Source organism: Brevibacterium permense, assembly GCF_013280495.1.
In the GTDB taxonomy this organism is placed as follows: domain Bacteria; phylum Actinomycetota; class Actinomycetes; order Actinomycetales; family Brevibacteriaceae; genus Brevibacterium; species Brevibacterium permense.
The window spans coordinates 51,167-70,500 of the sequence record NZ_JABSSX010000014.1 but is presented as its reverse complement, the minus strand read 5'-3'; the positions used below and the strand labels follow the sequence as shown (position 1 = coordinate 70,500).

Sequence of the window (19,334 nt, the reverse complement as noted above, 5' to 3'; positions counted from 1 at the left end):
CGAACGGGGATGCCTTCGACCTACAAGAATGGCAGGGTAGCCCAGTGGTATTGAACTTGTGGTACGCAGCGTGCCCACCGTGTCGAGAAGAGGCACCAGACCTTCAGGAAAGCTACGAATCGTTTAGCGAGGAGGGAGTGGCCTTCCTGGGAATCAATGTCCGAGATGAAGCTGCTGCGGCAAACGCATTTGCTCGACAATTCGGCATCACCTACCCCTCCATGCTCGACAAAGAAGGGCGGGCAGTGGCGGCCTTGAGCGGTCTTCTTCCACCGCAGGCCGTACCGTCGACGGTGATTCTCGATTCCAAGGGCCGTCCTGCTGCTCGTGTCGTCGGGATCGTCGATCGCTCGACTCTTGATGGCCTCATCACTGACGTACTTGCCAAAGACACGTGATCGCTGTGGCAACGATCGGTGAACAGTTCTCACAGATAGCAAGCTCGGGCCCGATGCTGCTGGCAATCCCGATTGCTGTGATCGCCGGGATCATCTCGTTCCTGTCGCCATGCGTGTTACCACTGGTGCCTGGCTATCTTGGCTATGTCACTGGACTTGCCGGGAAGTCACTCGAAGATCAGAAGACATTCCGCGTGGTCATTGGTGTGTTCTTGTTCATGCTCGGCTTTTCGGCAGTCTTCGTCTCAATTGGACTCGTCTTTTCTCTCACAGGGATACTTCTCAGCGCCTGGGCGGACGTGATCAATCGCATCATGGGTGCGATCGTCATCGTGGCAGGGATCATCTTCATGGGCGGATTGAGTCTCCTCCAGCGGGAGTGGCGTATCAAGAGCCGCCCTCAGGCGGGATTGTGGGGAGCACCGCTTCTCGGCGGAACGTTCGCGTTCAGCTGGGCCCCGTGCATGGGGCCGACATTAGCGGCAGTACTTGCTTTGACGACCAGTTTCGGGCCGACAGGATCCGGTGCCTTGCTTCGCGGGACCATATTGACCCTCAGTTATTGCCTGGGTCTTGGCATTCCCTTCCTGCTTGTCTCTTTGCTACTCATCAGAGGCGGCGGTCGCATGAGGTGGGTCAAAGATCATCATGCAGCAATTACCCGTGCGGGAGGGGCCGTTCTCATCGGAATCGGAATACTGCTGATCACTGGAGTATGGACTCAATGGGTCAACGGACTGCAGGGGCTTATCGGTGGATTTTCCACCGTGGTCTGAAATGACCGTTCACTGACACATGGATTCAAGTCTGAAGAGTGAGCGCAGATATCTCTCGAAAACCTTTAATTTTATAAGACGGTCGAATCGAAGGACCGGCACCATCATGAAGGCTCGAAATTGCGGTCTTGGAATTGTCTCGACAACTCGTCTCGCAGAAAACTGTCTCAGAGTCGCGACACCTCGGGCTTTGTAAGTCATTCTGGGATACACGCGAGTTAGTGCCGCATTGTTGCCTTAGGTCGGAAGTAGGGTGGGCCCATGACGAGTCGAGTTGGGGACCTCGTTGTCAAGGCCCAAGACCCAGATCGGCTGAGCCGATTCTGGTGCGAAGCGCTCGGATACGAGGTTTCAGCCAAGGACGAAACTGGAGTCGCGATCTCCGGAGCGTCGAATGCCCCGGCGATTCTCTTCGAGCGCTCGGACGATACTTTCGCGGATGGAACTCTGCATCTCGATCTGTGTCCTACCGACCGGAGTCAAGAAGACGAGCTCGAGAGGCTCTTGTCTCTAGGTGCGAAGCCAACTGACGTAGTGCCGTCAGGTAGCTGGTACGTCCTCGCGGATCCGGAAGGCAATAAATTCTGTCTCATGGCCAGGCGCATCCCAAGGGAGCCTGAAGACTTTCACGATTGATGCGGGCTAGTCGCGCAGCGCGGGAGGGAGCTCGACATTCAATTCTTGTCGGGTAGTCCATAAAAGAATGCGGAAATCGTGAACTCAGTACCGCCACGAAGTGTTGACAGAACACCGCCAATTATCGCTGAAGCTCACACGCTAGATTTAGCGGATCGCGGTTGCCTCGCATGTGTCTAACTGAGGTGTACTTTGCTGGACTCGGAGTGCTGGTGAAATGCTGGACTTGCGCTTAATCTTGGTGCATGGTGATCGAAGTGGACGGTGAAGACGCCGCAGCGCTCAGGCAAATCTGGCAGGTGACGGACCGAATTGCAGCAGCAGTCGCCCAGCCTCGCGAGGCTGCGCCGGGGACCAGCCTGAGTGAAGATGATCAGCTAACTCAGCTTGAGGGCCTAGCGAGTGCAGTCATATGGAAGTCAATGTCACTTTGCGTAGAGGGACTGCAAGCTTTCGCTGCACTCTGGCTGGGCAGTGAAGTACTCAGCCGTTCGACAGCATTCGGCTTTGCGCACCGCCCCGCCCTCATTGGGGCATGCCAAGCGGCCTGGATCCTCGGGGCCGACGGCCGCGATGAGCGCTTGAGACGCGTTCATAGTGTTGCTTTGACAATGACGAACGACGAACTGGATAGCAAGACTGATATCGCGTCTATGCAACATATCTTTCAAGACGACCGACGAGTCCGGCAGAGCGAGCTTGACGATCTAGAGAGACGGCGGTCGGCGCTCTCTCGCCAGCTAGGCGGCAACCCCATTTCCTTAACTCGGGTGTTCCGAGAACTGGCATTGGCGCTTCCTGCACATAGATTCTTCGCTAACGACGACGCAGAACAGCTTGGAGAAACACTGAGGGCACAGTGGCGAACTCACTCGGCAGATTGCCACGGCGGCGGCTGGCAGCATCGATTTTCCGATCCGCTATCCAGCAACGATGACCCTAATAGCCTTGAAGTGCGAAGGGAGGCCGACGTCGGAATGATCATCGCGAAGACCATGACTGCCGCAATGGTCGGCCTGACCGCGCTAGAAGACTGGCAGGAGCAGGCTGGCTTTCAAGTGGAGTAGGTCATAACAACATGGGCGGGACCCCTCCCGCCCCCGGTGCAACAGTACCGGTGGTACATAGCAGAACCGGATACTCCCACTTCAGAAGTTCACAGTTCACGCAGCCAAGCCGGACACACGACTTTCTCTAAACGCTTTATACCATTGCCAAGCGTGCCAGAAAATGCCAACAACAAGTATCGCTAACGTCGAGAATACTGAATGGAAAAGTTGAGTCTCGATCACCAAATCGATTCGAGTTCCGCTATATAGGGGCACAATTGTCGCCGCATATATGACCGTCAGGATCAGCGCGGCAAGACTAGCCGCAGTCAACCAGAGCATTGACTTCCATATGCCTTCGACTGCGGTCTTTCGAGCAACGAGAAAGGCAAGCCCGGTGAGGGCGAGACAAGCGGCCACTATGTATATGAAACCGAACCACGCCATAATTGGCGCCCACGGAGCGAACACCAGCGCCGCAACTACCACGCTCACCGCGTAGGCAACCAATAGAATTAAATACTTGGCGCGTAAGAAACTCCAAAGATTTCGCCTTCGGTCATTAACTTGACGGTGATTACTATTACCGTCCATAAGCGCAGATGTCCTCTCGCTATTCTCTACTCGTTGTAGTGCTCTCGGCTACGCTACCTGCCGTAAAGGCCAACCACAAGTGTCCTTACCCTTCAGTCGATTCGTGTGGGACTTCATCGCGGAGGCCGACAACCGGGTGGAGGCCGTTGGCTCTGCACGGATCCCGGAGAAGCCCACCGACCGCATGAGGATTTCAGCAGGACGAGACCACTGCCATCAGGGCAAGAGGCGCATCCGTGCTCGTCCAGATTTGAGAAGCTGGGCGAGAGTAAAGGTGGGTGGACCGGATGTTCCGGTCCGATCCCGGCGAAGGATCGAGTGAACTGGGATACCTGCCGTGAACTCGGAGAATTCGACGGCCCGCTCCGGGTCGGATGGGATTCGTGGCTCGTGGGCGATGCGCCACTTCGTCACGGTCCGTTGCCATGCCCACTTCCACGCCTTCGATTCAATGCCCTTGTTGGTAACCGGCCCTATGGGTCGGAGGTGCGCAGGGTTGACGCACGTACCGCGTCCGCATAGGTGATGCAGTTCGAGCCCACCCTTGTGGGGACCGAAGAATCGGACGTACAGGAACCGAGCAACGTACCACCGAAGGCCGTCACACCAAACCTGCGGTCGGTCGGTACCGTGATCGCGATTGTCTGCCCCGACGTATTCCCAGCAGCCATTTCCGAGGTCGATGATTGCTTGCCTGAGGTACGCCAGTGCCGAGGCAGTCCCTTTTGAGTTGTCGGTAAGATACCGGTCCTCGTGGGACCGGCAGTAACTCTTGTCCCGATTCTTCCCAAGCCTGACTGTGCCTGAGCACCCGGGGACATCGCAGATATTCTTGGATCGGCGATCGTGCCGAGATTTGCAGGTCGAGCACACGCGGAGTTCGCCGACGCGGTACCGACGACCAGCCTCTCGTTGGCATTCGTCGCACGGCTGCGACTGCTTGGCGGTCCCAGCTGGGCGACCTCGCCTTCTAGATGGCGATGATGCGGTCATTTAATTCGGCGCCCCTTTCATGGATCCTCGCTTGCCTAGATTCCAGGCGGGGAAACGCCCCTTCGCAGGACCATTCCCCTGGCCTCGTATATCTATTAATAGCGCCCTTCTTCGTCTCGTTGTTAATTGTCGGCTCATGGAGCCCGAGCGGAATGAGCTATCACTTCATACCGCAACTTCATCCGGGGTAGGCGATAAAGGTCTCGCCTGAGCTAGGTCCACGGGATGCTTGGAACTTGCCTCGCAGGAATTGTGCGCTCCCAACGCCTGACCTTTCGATTGCTAGGATGTTCGCATGGCATATGTGGACCTGCGCAAGATTGGCCGCGCACCGAGGAGCGGCAAAGTTCATGAGATCAACTACCGCGACTCCTCCGGGAGGCGCCGGTATGAACGCTTCCCGACTAAGCGGGAAGCTCTTGAGTTTGAAGCCAAGATCAAGCTGAACCTCGGCGGCGTGCGGGCCAGTAAGAGGTCCGAGCGGACAATAGTCAATGATGCCTTCGAGAAGTGGATGAAGTACCTTTCGATCCATGGCGGGAGATCTAACGACGGGATCTCCCCGTCAACGAGGTCAGGCTATGAGTCGATCCACGCTCAGTGGATCGCGTCGACGCTCGGCGAGATTCCGTTAGCGAAGCTCGACCGGGAGACGGTGGACGACTGGCGGATGACAATGGTTTCGGCCAACGGCATGGAGCCGTCGCCGCGTCAGCGCGGCGCGGCGGACGCCCAGCTCGCCCGTCTCCTCGCGTGGTGTCAGGACCAGGAATACATCTCTGATAATCCGGCCAAGACTCGATCCGGGGCGCCGGCCCCGCGTGCGAAGGTTCGGAAGAAGAAGCAGCACATCTACCTCGACAATCGGCAGGTGTGGCGTCTCGCAGCGCACGCGCCGGACGAGACTACCCGCAACATCATACTGACAATGGCAACTACCGGACTTCGCTTTGGAGAGGTCGCGGCATTGACTGCCGGTGATCTCGACCCCGACACCGGAGAGATACGTGTCCACCGCGCCTACGCAATGGATCGCGGCAAGCTTTATATCGCCCGAACGAAGTCTCATGAGGAGCGGACCGTCATGGTCGCCGGCAACGTCCTGACTCTCCTCGCTGATCGAGCGTCAGCATTGATGCCCGATGATCTCCTCTTTACGACGCTGACAGGGCGCCCGATCAACAGGGATAACTGGGCGGATCGCAAGTTTGGGAAGGCGGCGAAGGCGGCTTCGACTGCCGTTGCCAGGCTCCAGGGGAATCTTGGTGTGAAGGAGCACAAGGGTCCGCGCGCGTGGTTTGGGCCAAAGACTGCCGCTGCAGTCGAGCGGGCGCAGAAGATTTCGAGCTTCGGTGTTGCTGGGATCGGTGAGCAGCAGTTCGATGCCGCGCTCTCCGTTCTGGGTGAGACCGTGAAGATCGTTGACCTTCGGGAGGGTGACATCGACTTCCCGACGCCGACCCCGCATGACATGCGCCATACGGCGGCGTCTGTTGCGATCCGTTCTGGGGCATCGGTGAAGGCGGTCCAAGCCATGCTGGGGCACTCCTCAGCGAAGGTCACCCTCGATACCTACGCGGGTCTGTTCCCGAGCGAACAGGCAGCGGTCGCCACGGCGATGGCGAACGCCCTCTCAATGCCCGAGTGACAAGAGGCGCACATCCCATTCTTTTAGCAATGGATGTTTTTTGGATGTTTTGCGTTACTCATCCCTTCGACTACCTACGAATACATCTAAACTGAAAATCGAAAGGTCACCGGATCGACGCCGGTCGGAGCCACCACACGGAAGCCCCGCTTCCCAGTCCTGGACTGGGAAGCGGGGCTTCTTCGCATCTGCGGGCACCTCTTGAAATCCGAATCAACTGGAGTAGGTTGAAAGTGAGTTCGATGACCCGCCCACGTCGTGGTGGTGCAGGGTGAAAGGAGAGCACGATGACGAACAATCCGACGATTCAGGAACTCAGCCACGAGGACAGGTCTTTCCCACCCCCAGCGGACTTCGCCGCCGCAGCCAATGCCCAAGCTGTCGAATACGAGAAGGCGGCCGCCGACCGCATCGGCTATTGGGAGGAACAGGCACAGCGCATCAGCTGGGAGACTCCCTTCGACACGGTCCTCGACTGGTCGGACAGGCCCTTTGCGAAGTGGTTCGTGGGCGGACGGCTCAATGCCGCATACAACTGCGTCGATCGCCATGTCGAGAACGGCCTCGGCGATCGCGTGGCCTACTACTTCGAAGGCGAATCCGGAGACACCCGCACCATCACGTACTCCGATCTTCTGCGCGAGGTCTCGAAGGCCGCGAATGCGCTCACCGAACTCGGAGTCAAGACCGGCGACCGCGTTGCGATCTACATGCCGATGATCCCGGAGACGGTGTTCGCCATGCTCGCCTGCGCCCGCCTCGGCGCCCCGCACACCGTCATCTTCGGCGGCTTCTCCGCCTCGGCGATCGCCGACCGCGTCAAGGACTGCGGAGTCGAGTTCGTCATCACCGCCGACGGCGGCTATCGCAAGGGCAAGCCCTCGGCCCTCAAATCCGTCGTCGACGAGGCGATGGAGGACTGCCCCGAGGTGCGCAACGTCCTCGTCGTCCGCCGCACCGGCCAGGACGTGGACTGGAATGACGACCGTGATCTGTGGTGGCACGAGGTCGTCGATCGACAGCCGGAGATCCACACTCCGGAGGCCTTCGATTCCGAGCATCCGCTCTACATCATGTACTCCTCGGGCACGACCGGAAAGCCCAAGGGCATCATGCACACCACGGGCGGCTACCTCGTCGGGACCTCCTTCACCCACTGGGCGGTCTTCGACATCAAACCTGACAAGGACGTCTTTTGGACGGCCGCGGACATCGGCTGGGTGACCGGCCATTCGTACATCGTCTACGGTCCCCTGGCCAATGGGGCCACCTCGGTGCTCTATGAGGGAACACCGGACACCCCGCACCGAGGCCGGTGGTGGGAGATCGTGCAGAAGTACAAGGTCTCCATTCTCTACTGCGCACCCACGGCCATCCGGTCGTTCATGAAATGGGGCCGCGACATCCCCGCTCAGTACGACCTGTCCAGCCTGCGCCTGCTCGGCAGCGTCGGCGAACCGATCAACCCCGAAGCATGGATGTGGTACCGCGAGCACATCGGCGGCAACCGCTGCCCCGTCGTCGACACCTGGTGGCAGACGGAGAACGGCAGCATCCTCATCAGCCCCCTGCCGGGCGTGACCGAGACGAAGCCGGGCTCGGCGATGCGCCCGCTGCCCGGGATCGTCGCCGACGTCTTCGACGACGAGGGCAATTCGGTCGAACCCGGAAACGGCGGATACCTCGTCGTCAAGGAACCATGGCCGTCGATGTTGCGCACCCTGTGGGGCGATGAGGAGCGGTTCAAGAAGACCTACTGGTCGCAGTACCCGGAGGTGTACTTCGCCGGGGACGGTGCGAAGATCGACCGCGACGGCGATTTCTGGGTCCTCGGCCGTGTCGACGACGTCCTCAACGTCTCCGGGCACCGGATGTCGACCGCGGAGATCGAATCCGCCCTCGTCGCTCATCCGAAGGTCGCCGAGGCGGCCGTGGTCGGTGCGAAAGACGAGATGACCGGCCAGGCGATCGAGGCATTCGTCATCCTGAGGGAGAGTGCAGACGACGGCGGGGACGATGTCGTGAACGATCTGCGGTCTCATGTGCGCTCCTCGATCGGTCCGATCGCGACTCCGCGCTCGATCATGATCGTGCCCGATCTGCCGAAGACCCGGTCGGGCAAGATCATGCGGCGGCTGCTCAAGGACGTGGCCGAGAACCGCGAGGTCGGCGATGTCACGACTCTCGCGGACTCCTCGGTGATGGACCTCATCCAGAAGGGCATGAAGGAGAGCTGATCCCCCGGCCGACGGGCGATTTTCGAACCCGCCCTTGCGTGACCCACGACACACTGATGTACTGTTGAGTAACATCTCGTGCGACCCGCAAGGGCGGGTTCTGTACGAGACGGACCGCACTGAAGCCTAACTGCAAGGACGCATAGACATGACGCGTGGAACGAAGATCGCCGGAAGCCGCATCCTCATCACGGGAGCCGGCAGCGGAATCGGACGGCTCATGGCCCTCGAAGCCGCTGACCGCGAAGCCGCCGAAGTCATCATCTGGGACCTCTCGGCCGAGACCGGCGAGGCTGTCCGTCAGGAGATCGAAGCCGAGGGAGTTCGCGCCCGCACCTTCTCCGTCAATGTTGGAGATTCCGCCCAGGTCGCCTCCACCGCGCAGGACGTCGGCGACATCGACATCCTCGTCAACTGCGCCGGCGTCGTCACCGGAAAAAAGCTCCTCGACGCCGACGAGGCCGCGATCCGACGCACCTTCGACGTCAACACCATGGCCCTGTACTGGACGACGAAGGCGTTCCTGCCCGGCATCCGGGAACGCAACCACGGTTCGATCGTCAATATCGCCAGCGCAGCGGGTCTGACCGGTGTGGCCAAGCAGACCGACTACTCGGCGAGCAAGTGGGCCGCCGTCGGCTTCACCGAATCCCTGCGGGGCGAGCTGCGCGCAGAAGGCAGCCGAGTCAACACCCTCGTCGTCTGCCCGTTCTACATCAACACGGGGATGTTCGCCGGCGTCCGGACGAAGTTCCCCCGCCTGCTGCCGATCCTCGAAGAGAACAACGTGTCCACTCAGGTCATCGACTCGATCGAATCCGGTCGTGAGCAGCTGGTCATGCCCTCACTCGTGCGCCTGGTTCCGGGTGTCCGCCTCCTGCCGACCCGCGCGTTCGACGCAGTGATGGACTTCCTCGGCGTCAACCAGACCATGGACCACTTCACCGGCCGAACCGGCGGCGACAGCCCCCGCAGCCGTCGTGCGGCACGCAGGCGCCAGCCGGCAGGAGTCTGACTCAGGCTCTGGTGTCCCTGCCTCTCCCGCGTTCCGGGTCCACAATGGAATCAGGGAACCACGGGAAGGAGTTGGCATGGCGATGACCGATCTCGTCCTCGAAGGCGGAGGGGCGAAGCTGCCGGGCCTGGTCGGCGCGGTCGAGTCCCTCGCCGACGCAGGCTACGACTTCCACCGGATCGCCGGCACCTCGGCCGGAGCCATCGTCGGTGCGCTGACCGCGGCGGGGATCGCCCCGCAGACACTTGAGCAGAAGGTCCTCGAACAGGATTTCACCGAGTTCGAGGACCTTCCTCCTGTCTTCCACCTCGTCCCCTGGCTGGGGCGAGTACAGGGACTGCTGCTGCACAAGGGAATGTATGTGGGAGAGGCGCTCCATGACTTCCTCGCCTCGGCATTGGCCGATCAGGGGGTGCGCACGTGGGGTGACCTCAAACTCGACGATCCGGGCAGCGCGATCCCACCTGAGCGGTCATATCGGCTCGTCGTCATCGTCTCCGATGTCTCCCGCGGCCGCATGCTCCGCCTGCCCTGGGACTACGAAGAGGCCCTCGGTGTCGATGCGGACAGCCAGTCCGTCGCCGAGGCGGTGTGCGCCTCAGCGGCCAGTCCGTTCTTCTTCCGTCCGCGGGCCCTGCCTGCCCGGCCGGACATCGCCGGTGGAGACTCCGTGCTCGGCGCCGACGGCGGACTGCTCTCGAACTTCCCCGTCGACGTCTTCGACCGCAAAGACGCAAAGCCTGCACGGTGGCCGACCTTCGGTGTCATGCTCTCCGCCCGGCAGACAGCGGCCGCCGAATGGCGGCCCAACGCGACAACCTTCCAGTACGCGAAGTCCCTGGTGTCGACGATGCTCAATGCGCACGACCGGCGACACATCGATGACCCCTCGGTGACCGAGCGGACGGTGTTCGTCGACACGACCGGCCATAGCAGCACGGACTTCGCTCTCACTGACGATGACAAGCTCGACCTCATCTCGTCGGGCCGAATGGCCGGAGAGAAGTTTCTGGCCCAGTGGGACTGGCAGGAGTGGAAGGACCGTTTTGACCGGAAATGATCCTGACCCCCATGGCCTGCGACCGAACGACGTGTCAGAATGAGGGCCCGACCCTGATTGCGAGTGAAGGAGAGATCATGAGCGAGTTCGACGCGGATGCAGCAGACCGGCTGGAAGACGACCCCATCCTCGATGATCCCGAGCTCGACGAACCGACGGCCGATGAGTTGGATGATCCCGAACTCAGCGCCGCCGAGGCCGAGGCCGACCAGGTCGACGCCGACTCCGACATCGATTCAGACATCGATGACGAACCCGGCGAAGCCCCCGTCGAACCCGGTGCGGAGGGGCCCGAAGGGACCGGCATCGAAGGCGCCGACGATGTGCTCGTCGACGACGCCGGCTGGGAAGACGAGAACGAGGCCCCCGACCTCTCGGACGAGTTCAACACCGATCAGTCGCCCGCAGCGGAACAGGGAAACCGCGTCGGCGACGAGATGGTCTCCGACGGCGATGACGACTTCGAGGTCGCCGAGCTCGACGGGGATGACCTCGATGTCGATGCCCTGGCCGATGACGGGACCGAGCAGGTCTCGGTCATCGACGGCATGCCCGAAGTCATCGATGACTCATATCAGGAGGACTGAGCTCCACCCCCTCCGTCCGTGGCAGGCTCCCATGTGTGAGGACTGAAGGGGAAAGGAGTCGCCCATGCCACCCGGATCCCCGCGTCGCCCGTCGACGTCCACCGCGAGCACGAACTTCGAGCTCCCCCACGTCGGCACAGGTCGCCCCGTCCATCGCCTCGGTGTCATCGCCACGGTCGCCACCTTCGGCGGTCTGCTCTTCGGCTATGACACCGGAGTCGTCAACGGAGCCCTCGAGCCTCTGAGCGAGGACTTCGGCCTGACCGCGCTGAGCGAAGGCCTCGTCGTCGCCTCCCTCATGGTCGGTGCCGCCTTCGGAGCGGTCTTCGGCGGTCGTGTCGCTGATGCCTGGGGTCGTCGCAAGACGATCCTGGCCCTGGCCGGAGTCTTCATCCTCGGCACTCTCGGCTGTGTGCTCGCGCCCGCTGCCGCGTTCCTCATCGGCGCCCGCTTCGTCCTCGGACTCGCCGTCGGCGGCGCCTCCGCGACAGTGCCGGTCTACCTCGGTGAGATTGCTCCGTCGGAGAAGCGCGGCAGCTACGTCACCCGCAACGAGGTGATGATCGTCGGCGGACAGCTCGCCGCCTTCATCATCAACGCCGCGATCTTCAACTTCTTCGGACACATCGACTCGATCTGGCGCTGGATGCTGCTCGTGGCCCTGGCACCTGCGATCGCCCTCCTCGTGGGCATGATCTTCCAGCCCGAGAGCCCGCGCTGGCTGATCTCGCAGGGACGCGCCGAGGAAGCACTGGCCGTGCTCAAGCAGGTCCGCTCCCCCGAACGCGCCGAGGCCGAGATCGCCGAGGTCACCCACCTCGCCGCCGAGGATGCGAAGGAAGCCACAGGCGGACTCTCCGACCTCGGCACTCGGTGGGTGCTGCGTCTGGTCCTCATCGGCGCCGGACTCGGCTTCTTCCAGCAGCTGACCGGAATCAACTCGGTCATGTACTACGGCACTCAGCTGCTCACGAGCGCGGGCCTGGATTCCGGTGTCGCAATCATCGGCAACATCGCCAACGGCGTCTTCTCGCTGGCCGGCATCACCTTGGGCATGTACCTGCTCAACAAGCAGCCGCGCCGGGTCATGTTCCTCACCGGCTACGCCCTCATCGCAGTCTTCCACACGCTCATCGCCCTGACCGCGGTCATCGTTCCGCCCGGACCGGCACAGGCGTGGACGGTGCTCGCGTTCCTCGTCCTCTTCGTCTTCTCCATGCAGGGAACGGTCGGCCCGCTGACCTGGCTGATGCTCTCGGAGATCTTCCCGATGAAGATCCGCAGCTTCGCAATGGGCATCTGCGTGTTCGTGCTATGGATCATGAACGCCATCGTCGCGCAGTTCTTCCCGCCGCTCATCGAGGCCTTGGGCATGACGGCGACCTTCGGCATGTTCGCCGGCCTCGCCGTGATCGCCTTCGTCTTCCTGGCACTGATGCTGCCGGAGACGAAGGACAAGGACCTCGCGGAGTTCGAACGCGAATTCAAAGCCGAGTACGGACGCAGATAAGGAGCCTCCATGTCAGTCGCCGTCGCCGTCACCGACAGTCCCGAGGGCCGACTTGCCCTCGAATCGGCCGTCGCCGAGGCGCAGAACCTCGGCACCGGTCTGCTGCTCATCAACCTCACCCTCCATGACTTCACCGAGGATGAGGTCCCTCCCGGACTCGAGGTCACCGTCATCAATCGGTCCGGACGCGGGGATCGCGACCCGGTCACCGCCGTCATCGACGAACTGGACGATCACGCGGAGGTCGATCGCCTCGTCCTCGGCGTCCGTGCCCGGTCACGCGTGGGCAAGATGATCCTCGGGTCGGTCGCGCAGCGGCTCATCCTGCGCTCCCCCGTTCCTGTGCTCACCGTCCGGCAGGACGGGCGCTGACTCGGCAGACTCGTGCCACGGCGCAGGTGTCGCCGCGGGGCCCGTCGCCGCTCATCCATGGCTTAGGCTTGAGGACGGAACTTCCGTCCGAGGTGAGGGGGCATGCGTGGCCGATACAACAGAGGGCACCGAGGCGGCCGACCGACTCGAATCCGCACTCACCGGCAGAATCGATCCCCACACTCTCGACGAGATCTCCGCTTTGGCCCGGCAGGTGCCGCGCGCTGAGATCGGGCGCCTCGTTCACACCTCGACGCCTCTGCAGTCGGCCATGCTCTTCCGGGTGCTGACCAAGGCCGAGGCCCTCGACGTCTTCGAGGACCTGCCGCCGGCGTATCAGGCCGAACTCATCGGCAATCTCCGCGAACCCGAGGTCGCCGACATCGTCGAGGGCCTCGACCCCGATGACCGAGCCGAGCTGCTCGGCGAACTGCCCGCGAGTGTGGCCAGTCGGCTGATGAAGGGGCTGACCGCCGACGAGCGTGAGATGACCTCGGCAGTGCTGGGCTACCCGAAGTCCGCGATCGGCCGGTACATGTCTCCGGAGGTCCTCGGCATCCACGAGGATTGGACGGCGGCCCAGGCGCTGGAGGTCGTCCGTGCCCGCATCGATGGGCCCGAGACCGTCTACCTGTTGCCCGTGGTCGGAGCCGGCCGGGTGCTGCGGGGCGTGATTTCACTGCGCAACCTCCTCGCCGCCGATGAGGACACGATCGTCGAAGACATGGTCCGCGACTCGATCAGCACCCATGCGCTCAGCGACCGGGAGGAGGCGGCCCGTGAGTTCCTCTCCCACCGGCTCATCGCGATGCCGGTGACCGACCAGGAGGAACGACTCGTCGGCATCCTCACCATAGATGACGTCCTCGACATCATCGACGAGGAAGATGCGGAGGACTTTGCTCGCGGTTCAGGTACCGAACCGTTGGATCGCTCCTATCTGTCTTCGACCATCATCCGGCTGGTCAAGAGCCGCATCGTATGGCTGCTCGTCCTCGCGGTCTCCGCGATCCTCACAGTCCAGGTCCTCGAAGTCTATGAGGACCGGCTTGATCAGGTCGTCGTCCTCGCCCTCTTCATTCCGCTGCTCACCGGCACGGGCGGAAACACCGGCAACCAGGCGGCCACCACCGTCACCCGCGCCCTGGCCGTCGGTGAGGTGCGCGTCCGCGACCTCGGCCGAGTCATCTGGAGAGAGCTGCGCGTGGGCGCGGTACTCGGTTCTGTGCTCGGCACATTGGGCTTCGTCGTCGCCGGGCTCGTCTACTCTTGGGCGATCGGCCTGGTCATCGGGCTGACGCTGCTGTCGGTGTGCATCATGGCCGCGACGGTGGGAGGGCTGATGCCGATCATCGCGAAGAAGGTAGGAGCAGACCCTGCGGTGTTCTCCAACCCGTTCATCTCCACATTCTGCGATGCGACGGGCCTCATCATCTACTTCACGATCGCCACGACGGTGCTCGGCCTGACCTGATGACGCTGTAGGACAGCGGCCTCAGCCCGACCATGCCTCCCACAGTTCGGCGTAGCTGCCGCCTGCAGCGACGAGTTCGGCGTGGGTGCCTTCCTCGATGACCTGCCCGTGGGCACGGGGTCGGCGATGAGGAGGAAGACCGCAGCGGTGATCATGCTCAGCACCGAGGCGATGCCGCGGCCGGCCTGTTGGAAGGCGGTGGCCGCGGTGTCGGCATCCGCAGACGCGATCGACAGAACCTCGCCCGAGGTGCGGTCGGCCGGAAGGCTCGGGGCGGTCAGTGCCGCATGTGTGATCTCAACTCGCAGGGCGTGGGCTTCGTGCTCGCGGGCGGAGTTGCACAGACGTGCACCGAAACGGTAGCCGAGGCTGAGCACGGTGAAGAGGAGGCCGAGGCCGATGATGGAGATGACGAGAGCCGGGATCGACAGCGGGATGATCGCCCGGTCGACGATGATGCCGATCGCCACCGGCACGAGCGCTTCGCAGACCTGCCAGATCGACAGGGCCCCTGCTCCACCGAGCAGGGGATGGATGCGCCGACGGGCGGCTCGGCGCAGAATCTGCGCACCGGGTTCAGGGGTCTTCGGCACGAAGGTTAACAAATTCGGTGGTGCGGTGGCGGCTCGGTTGGACAGCTGACTGCCAGGGCGGAAATCTAGGATGGCCTCATGACTTCTCCGATCGACTTCGGCATTCCCGATCTCACAGGGCGCACGGTCCTCATCACCGGCGCGAACAGCGGACTCGGCCGGGTGACTGCTCGGGTTCTCGCGGGCCGCGGTGCCCACGTCATCCTGGCCGTCCGCAACCGCGCGAAGGGTGAAGCCGCCGCGAGGACGATGCCCGGCAGTACGGAGGTGCGCGACCTCGACCTCGCCGATCTGTCCTCGGTGCGAGACTTCGCTGCGGACTTCACTGATCCGGTCGATCTTCTTATCAACAATGCAGGGATCATGATCCCGCCCCTGTACCGGACCGTCGACGGGTTCGAATCGCAGTTCGGGACGAACCACCTCGGCCATTTCGCCCTGACGAATCTGCTGCTCCCGCAGGTGCGCGAACGCATCGTCACCGTCGCCTCTATCGCCCACCGGTTCGGCACGATCGAATTCGACGACCTCCAGTGGACCGTACGATCGTATCGGCCGATGGCCGCCTATGGTCAGTCGAAGCTGGCGAACCTGCTCTTCACCTCGGAACTCCAGCGCCGGCTGTCCGAACGGTCATCCTCGGTGATTGCGACGGCCGCCCATCCGGGGATGGCGGCGACGAATCTCTTCTGCTCCAGCGACGACAACTCATCGGAGGCGCGAGTCAGCCGTGCATTCACCCGAGTGGTCGCTCAGAGCGAGCAGAACGGGGCACGGCCGATCCTCTGCGCCGCCGTCGCCGATCTGCCCGGTGGCAGCTACATCGGGCCGACCGGTCCGTTCGAGATCCGCGGAAAGCCGGGATTCGCATCCCGTTCGTCGAAGTCCACCGACACCGAGGTGGCTCGCCGACTGTGGGCGGTCTCCGAAGAGCTGACCGGGGCCACGTTCCCGGAACTGTGAGGATTGCAGTTTACTGCGGTGACTAGGGTGGGTCCATGACGACTCTGCGCAATGTGCACATCATCGATGTCGACACCGCTGCCATCGGCGATGCCGTCGACATCGGCTTCACCGACACGATCACGACGATCCACCCTGCCGAGGACCCGTCCGCGGAGTCGAACGGATTCGTTCTGCCGGGACTCATCGCCACCCATGTGCACCTGAAATCACGGGAGCCGCTCGTCGGTGCTCTTCGCTCGGGGCTGACGACGCTCGTCGATCTCGGGGCACATCCGGACTCGTTTGTCGACGATCTCCGGTCCGACCGCGGAATCCCGGGGATCGTCAGCGCCGGATCGGCCGCCTCGGCGCCGGGGAGCTCACAGATCGAGGTGATGGGATTCCCCGTCGGATCCGGTGTCACCGGGCCCGACGATGCTGACCGGTTCCTCGACTGGCGGGAGGCCGGCGGGGCCGATCTCATCAAGATCATCATCGAGGATCCAGACGCCACCGAGGTGCCCGCCCTCGATATTCCGACGCTGCGGGCGCTCGTCGACGGAGCCCACGACCGGGGGCTGCTCACCGTCGCCCATGCGGTCACTCCCAGGGCGTTCGATCGCGGCCTCGAGGCCGGTGTCGATGTGCTCACGCATGTCCCTTTCGGGGCACGGCTGAGCGAGGCGACGATCTCTCGGATCATCGAAACGGGCACCATCGTCTCCCCCACTTTGGTGATGATGCGTGCGATTGCCGATACCCGCCTCGGCGATCATGCCGATTCCGCGTTCGCTCTCGCCCTGTCGAATGTGCGCGTCCTACATGCCGCGGGGGTGCGGATCATTGCGGGCACCGATGCGAACGAGACGCCGTTCGCGCCCGTGCCCCACGGGGCGTCGCTGCACGATGAACTCGGCTATCTGATCGACGCCGGGATGACTGCCGCCGAGGCGGTCCGGTCGGCCACCTCGGGCGCAGCCGATGCGCTCGAGCTGAGTGACCGGGGGCGGATCGTCGAAGGCGGCCGTGCGGATCTGCTGGTCCTCGGGACCGATCCGCTGGCTGACCTGGACGGTCTGCGCACCCCCGCCGAGGTGTGGGTCGGCGGGGTGCAGGTCAGCAGCTGACCTGGGGTACCGGCCGACCGCGGCTCGGATCAGCTCACCGGAAGGCCTGCTGGCCGGTGATGTGGCGGCCGAGGATGAGGGTGTGGACCTCGTCGGTGCCCTCGTAGGTGCGCACGGATTCGAGGTTGTTCGCGTGCCGCAACGGCGAGTATTCGAGGGTGATGCCGTTGCCGCCGAGCATGGTCCGCGCCTCCCTGCAGATGGCGATGGCTTCGCGGCAGTTGTTCAGCTTGCCGACGGAGATCTGCACGGGGTCGAGAGTCCCGGCGTCTTTGAGTCGTCCTGTCTGGATGGCCAGGAGAGTGCCCTTCTGGATCTCGAGGGCCATGTTCACCAGCTTCTCCTGAGTGAGCTGGTAGGCGGTGAGCGGCTTGTCGAACTGGAGGCGATTCTGTGCGTAGTCGAGGGCGACTTCGAAGGAGTCGCGGGCGGCCCCCATGGCGCCCCACATGATTCCGTACCGGGCCTCATTGAGGCAGGAGAACGGCCCCTTCAGTCCAGTGACCTCGGGCAGGACCGCCTCGGCGGGCAATTTCACGTCCTCAAGGTCGATATCGCACTGGATAGAGGCCCGCATCGACAGCTTCTGCGTGATCGGGGTGGCGTTGAATCCGGGGGTATCGGTGGGCACGAGGAAGCCGCGGATGCCGTCGTCGGTGGCGGCCCAGATGACGGCGATATCGGCGATCGAGGCCAGACCGATCCAACGCTTGGCGCCGTTGAGCGTCCAGGAGCCGTCGGCGTTGCGGGTGGCGGTGGTGGCCATCGAGGCGGGGTCGGATCCGGCGGTGGGTTCGGTCAGTCCGAAGCAGCCGATGATCTCTCCGGCGGCCATTCCGGGCAGGTAGCGGTTCTTCTGCTCCTCGGAGCCGAACTTGTGGATGGCCGACATCGCCAGCGATCCCTGGACGGAGACGAAGGTGCGCAGTCCCGAATCGCCGGCTTCGAGTTCGAGCGCGGCGAGACCATATTCGACGGCGGAACGCCCCGGGCAGCCGTACCCCTGCAGATGCATGCCGAGGAGGCCGAGAGCACCCATCTCACGCACGATCTCGCGCGGGAAGATCGCTCCCTCGTACCACTCGGCGATGTTCGGGCGGATCCGTTCGTCGACGAAGGTCCGGACCTTTTCGCGCAGGGCCAGCTCGTCGTCGGTGAGGAGTCCGGCGAGATCGAGCAGGTCGGAGGGGTCGGCGGTGGTGTCGGTGGTGTCTGTGGTTTCGGCAGTCATGGCGTCTCCTTGGGCATTGAGTTCGTCTTCAACAGTGCCATCGGAATTACTCAGAGTCCAAGAGGTAATATCATGGTGATTAAGCGCAAATTCTTATCAATCTGGGCAACGGGGACATGACATGGAGTTCAGGCAGGTCACAGCGTTCCTCGCCGTCGCCGAGGAGCTGCATTTCGGGCGGGCCGCGGAACGTCTGCACATCGCGCAGCCCGCGCTCAGCCAGATGATCCGCGTGCTCGAACGCGACCTCGACGTCGATCTGTTCGAGCGGACGACCCGGCGGGTCCGACTGACTCCGGCAGGCGAGGCGCTGCTCGAGCCCGCTGCCGCGATCGGGACTCAGGTGGACGGTGCCCGGCGCATCGCCCGGGCCGCACAGCAGGGTCTGGCGGGCCGGGTGCGCATCGGATTCGGCGGCACGAGCGGCTACTCCATCCTCTCCAGACTGGCCCGCGAGGTCGGCGAACGGCACCCGGGCATCAGCCTCGACCTGCAGCCGCAGATGTACTGCGGGGAGGCCGCGATCGCGCTGCGCGACGGGGAGACGGATCTCGCGATCATCAGCCCGCCGGTGCCGGCGGGTGTCGATGTCCACGTCATCCGGCAGGAGAGCGTGATGATCGCCATGCCCTCGAGGCATGAGCTGGCCGAGCGTGAGTCGGTGAGGATGGGTGAGCTCGCCGGTCAGCCGTTCATCTCCTATGCCCCGTCGCACGGATCTCAGGTCAGAGAGGTGATGATGCGGCTGGCCGATGACGCCGGTTTCCTGCCGCAGGTCGTCCAGGAGGCACCGGATCCCTACAGCCTTCTGGCGCTCGTCGGCGCGCAAGTCGGCATGGCCGTCGTCGTCGAGTCCTCGGATCACATCCGCATCGACGGAGTGCGCTATGTTCGCCTTGCCGAGGGCGGGGATTCGTTCACTCTCGCCCTCGGCTGGCGCCGGAACAACCCGTCCGAGGCGCTGGCGAGGGTACTCGACATCGTCCGCGGACTCTTCCCCTCCCCAATTACTACCTGACGGAGGCCCAGCAACCTGGCGCCAGGTTGCTGGGCCGCCGTCGGGTAGCACGAGGCTGGTATCTTCTACTT

General features: G+C 63.1%; 18 protein-coding genes. 15 read left to right on the top strand and 3 right to left on the bottom strand.

Annotated elements, in window-relative coordinates; translation table 11 throughout:
* From HK353_RS14835 to HK353_RS14820, 4 genes are all read left to right on the top strand, one after another.
* Positions 1–398 (top strand): TlpA family protein disulfide reductase (locus HK353_RS14835; protein WP_173157358.1); only part of this gene is annotated, 398 nt, incomplete at its 5' end.
* Positions 395–1,174 (top strand): cytochrome c biogenesis CcdA family protein, encoded by a 780-nt coding sequence (locus HK353_RS14830; protein WP_166825317.1) that lies wholly within the window; start codon positions 395–397, stop codon positions 1,172–1,174. The genes HK353_RS14835 and HK353_RS14830, both read left to right, overlap by 4 nt.
* A gap of 261 nt (positions 1,175–1,435) precedes the next feature.
* The gene (locus HK353_RS14825) at positions 1,436–1,810 is read left to right on the top strand and encodes a VOC family protein (protein ID WP_092106884.1); all 375 of its coding nucleotides are present in this window, start codon (positions 1,436–1,438) and stop codon (positions 1,808–1,810) included.
* A 245-nt stretch (positions 1,811–2,055) separates the two neighbouring features.
* Entirely contained in the window at positions 2,056–2,877 is an 822-nt protein-coding gene (locus HK353_RS14820; protein WP_062861018.1) for a hypothetical protein, read from the top strand.
* A 96-nt stretch (positions 2,878–2,973) separates the two neighbouring features.
* Here the strand turns inward: HK353_RS14820 and HK353_RS14815 are convergent, their stop codons facing one another.
* Positions 2,974–3,453 (bottom strand): hypothetical protein, encoded by a 480-nt coding sequence (locus HK353_RS14815; protein ID WP_167194068.1) that lies wholly within the window; start codon positions 3,451–3,453, stop codon positions 2,974–2,976.
* Between the two features lie 1,288 nt (positions 3,454–4,741).
* Between HK353_RS14815 and HK353_RS14810 the strand changes: the two genes are divergently transcribed.
* From HK353_RS14810 to mgtE, 8 genes are all read left to right on the top strand, one after another.
* A complete protein-coding gene (locus HK353_RS14810; protein ID WP_208091477.1) occupies positions 4,742–6,094 on the top strand; it encodes a tyrosine-type recombinase/integrase in 1,353 nt (450 codons plus the stop codon).
* 287 nt (positions 6,095–6,381) lie between these two features.
* The gene (gene acs, locus HK353_RS14800; RefSeq protein ID WP_173157356.1) at positions 6,382–8,331 is read left to right on the top strand and encodes an acetate--CoA ligase; all 1,950 of its coding nucleotides are present in this window, start codon (positions 6,382–6,384) and stop codon (positions 8,329–8,331) included.
* A gap of 148 nt (positions 8,332–8,479) precedes the next feature.
* Positions 8,480–9,346, top strand: a complete 867-nt coding sequence (locus HK353_RS14795; protein ID WP_173157354.1) for an SDR family oxidoreductase — start codon at positions 8,480–8,482, stop codon at positions 9,344–9,346.
* A 76-nt stretch (positions 9,347–9,422) separates the two neighbouring features.
* Positions 9,423–10,406, top strand: a complete 984-nt coding sequence (locus HK353_RS14790) for a patatin-like phospholipase family protein (RefSeq protein ID WP_173157352.1) — start codon at positions 9,423–9,425, stop codon at positions 10,404–10,406.
* A 77-nt stretch (positions 10,407–10,483) separates the two neighbouring features.
* Positions 10,484–10,993 (top strand): hypothetical protein, encoded by a 510-nt coding sequence (locus HK353_RS14785; RefSeq protein ID WP_025780602.1) that lies wholly within the window; start codon positions 10,484–10,486, stop codon positions 10,991–10,993.
* Positions 10,994–11,057: 64 nt separating this feature from the next.
* A complete protein-coding gene (locus tag HK353_RS14780; protein WP_173157350.1) occupies positions 11,058–12,503 on the top strand; it encodes a sugar porter family MFS transporter in 1,446 nt (481 codons plus the stop codon).
* Between the two features lie 9 nt (positions 12,504–12,512).
* Entirely contained in the window at positions 12,513–12,875 is a 363-nt protein-coding gene (locus tag HK353_RS14775; protein ID WP_173157348.1) for a universal stress protein, read from the top strand.
* Positions 12,876–12,981: 106 nt separating this feature from the next.
* A complete protein-coding gene (gene mgtE, locus HK353_RS14770; RefSeq protein WP_173157346.1) occupies positions 12,982–14,349 on the top strand; it encodes a magnesium transporter in 1,368 nt (455 codons plus the stop codon).
* On the opposite strand, the gene HK353_RS14765 is transcribed toward mgtE, so the two are convergent.
* The gene (locus tag HK353_RS14765; RefSeq protein WP_245396057.1) at positions 14,310–14,942 is read right to left on the bottom strand and encodes an ABC transporter ATP-binding protein; all 633 of its coding nucleotides are present in this window, start codon (positions 14,940–14,942) and stop codon (positions 14,310–14,312) included. The genes mgtE and HK353_RS14765 overlap by 40 nt on opposite strands.
* 78 nt (positions 14,943–15,020) lie before the next feature.
* On the opposite strand from HK353_RS14765, the gene HK353_RS14760 reads away from it, so the two are divergent.
* Positions 15,021–15,905, top strand: a complete 885-nt coding sequence (locus tag HK353_RS14760) for an oxidoreductase (protein WP_173157344.1) — start codon at positions 15,021–15,023, stop codon at positions 15,903–15,905.
* Positions 15,906–15,940: 35 nt separating this feature from the next.
* On the top strand, positions 15,941–17,014 hold the full coding sequence (locus tag HK353_RS14755) for an amidohydrolase family protein (protein WP_173157342.1): 1,074 nt from the start codon (positions 15,941–15,943) through the stop codon (positions 17,012–17,014).
* Positions 17,015–17,048: 34 nt separating this feature from the next.
* Here the strand turns inward: HK353_RS14755 and HK353_RS14750 are convergent, their stop codons facing one another.
* Positions 17,049–18,245, bottom strand: coding sequence for an acyl-CoA dehydrogenase family protein (locus HK353_RS14750; protein ID WP_173157340.1), 1,197 nt, complete (start codon positions 18,243–18,245; stop codon positions 17,049–17,051).
* 121 nt (positions 18,246–18,366) lie between these two features.
* On the opposite strand from HK353_RS14750, the gene HK353_RS14745 reads away from it, so the two are divergent.
* Complete coding sequence (locus HK353_RS14745) at positions 18,367–19,263, top strand: LysR family transcriptional regulator (protein WP_173157338.1); 897 nt, start codon at positions 18,367–18,369, stop codon at positions 19,261–19,263.
* Positions 19,264–19,334 lie beyond the last annotated feature (71 nt).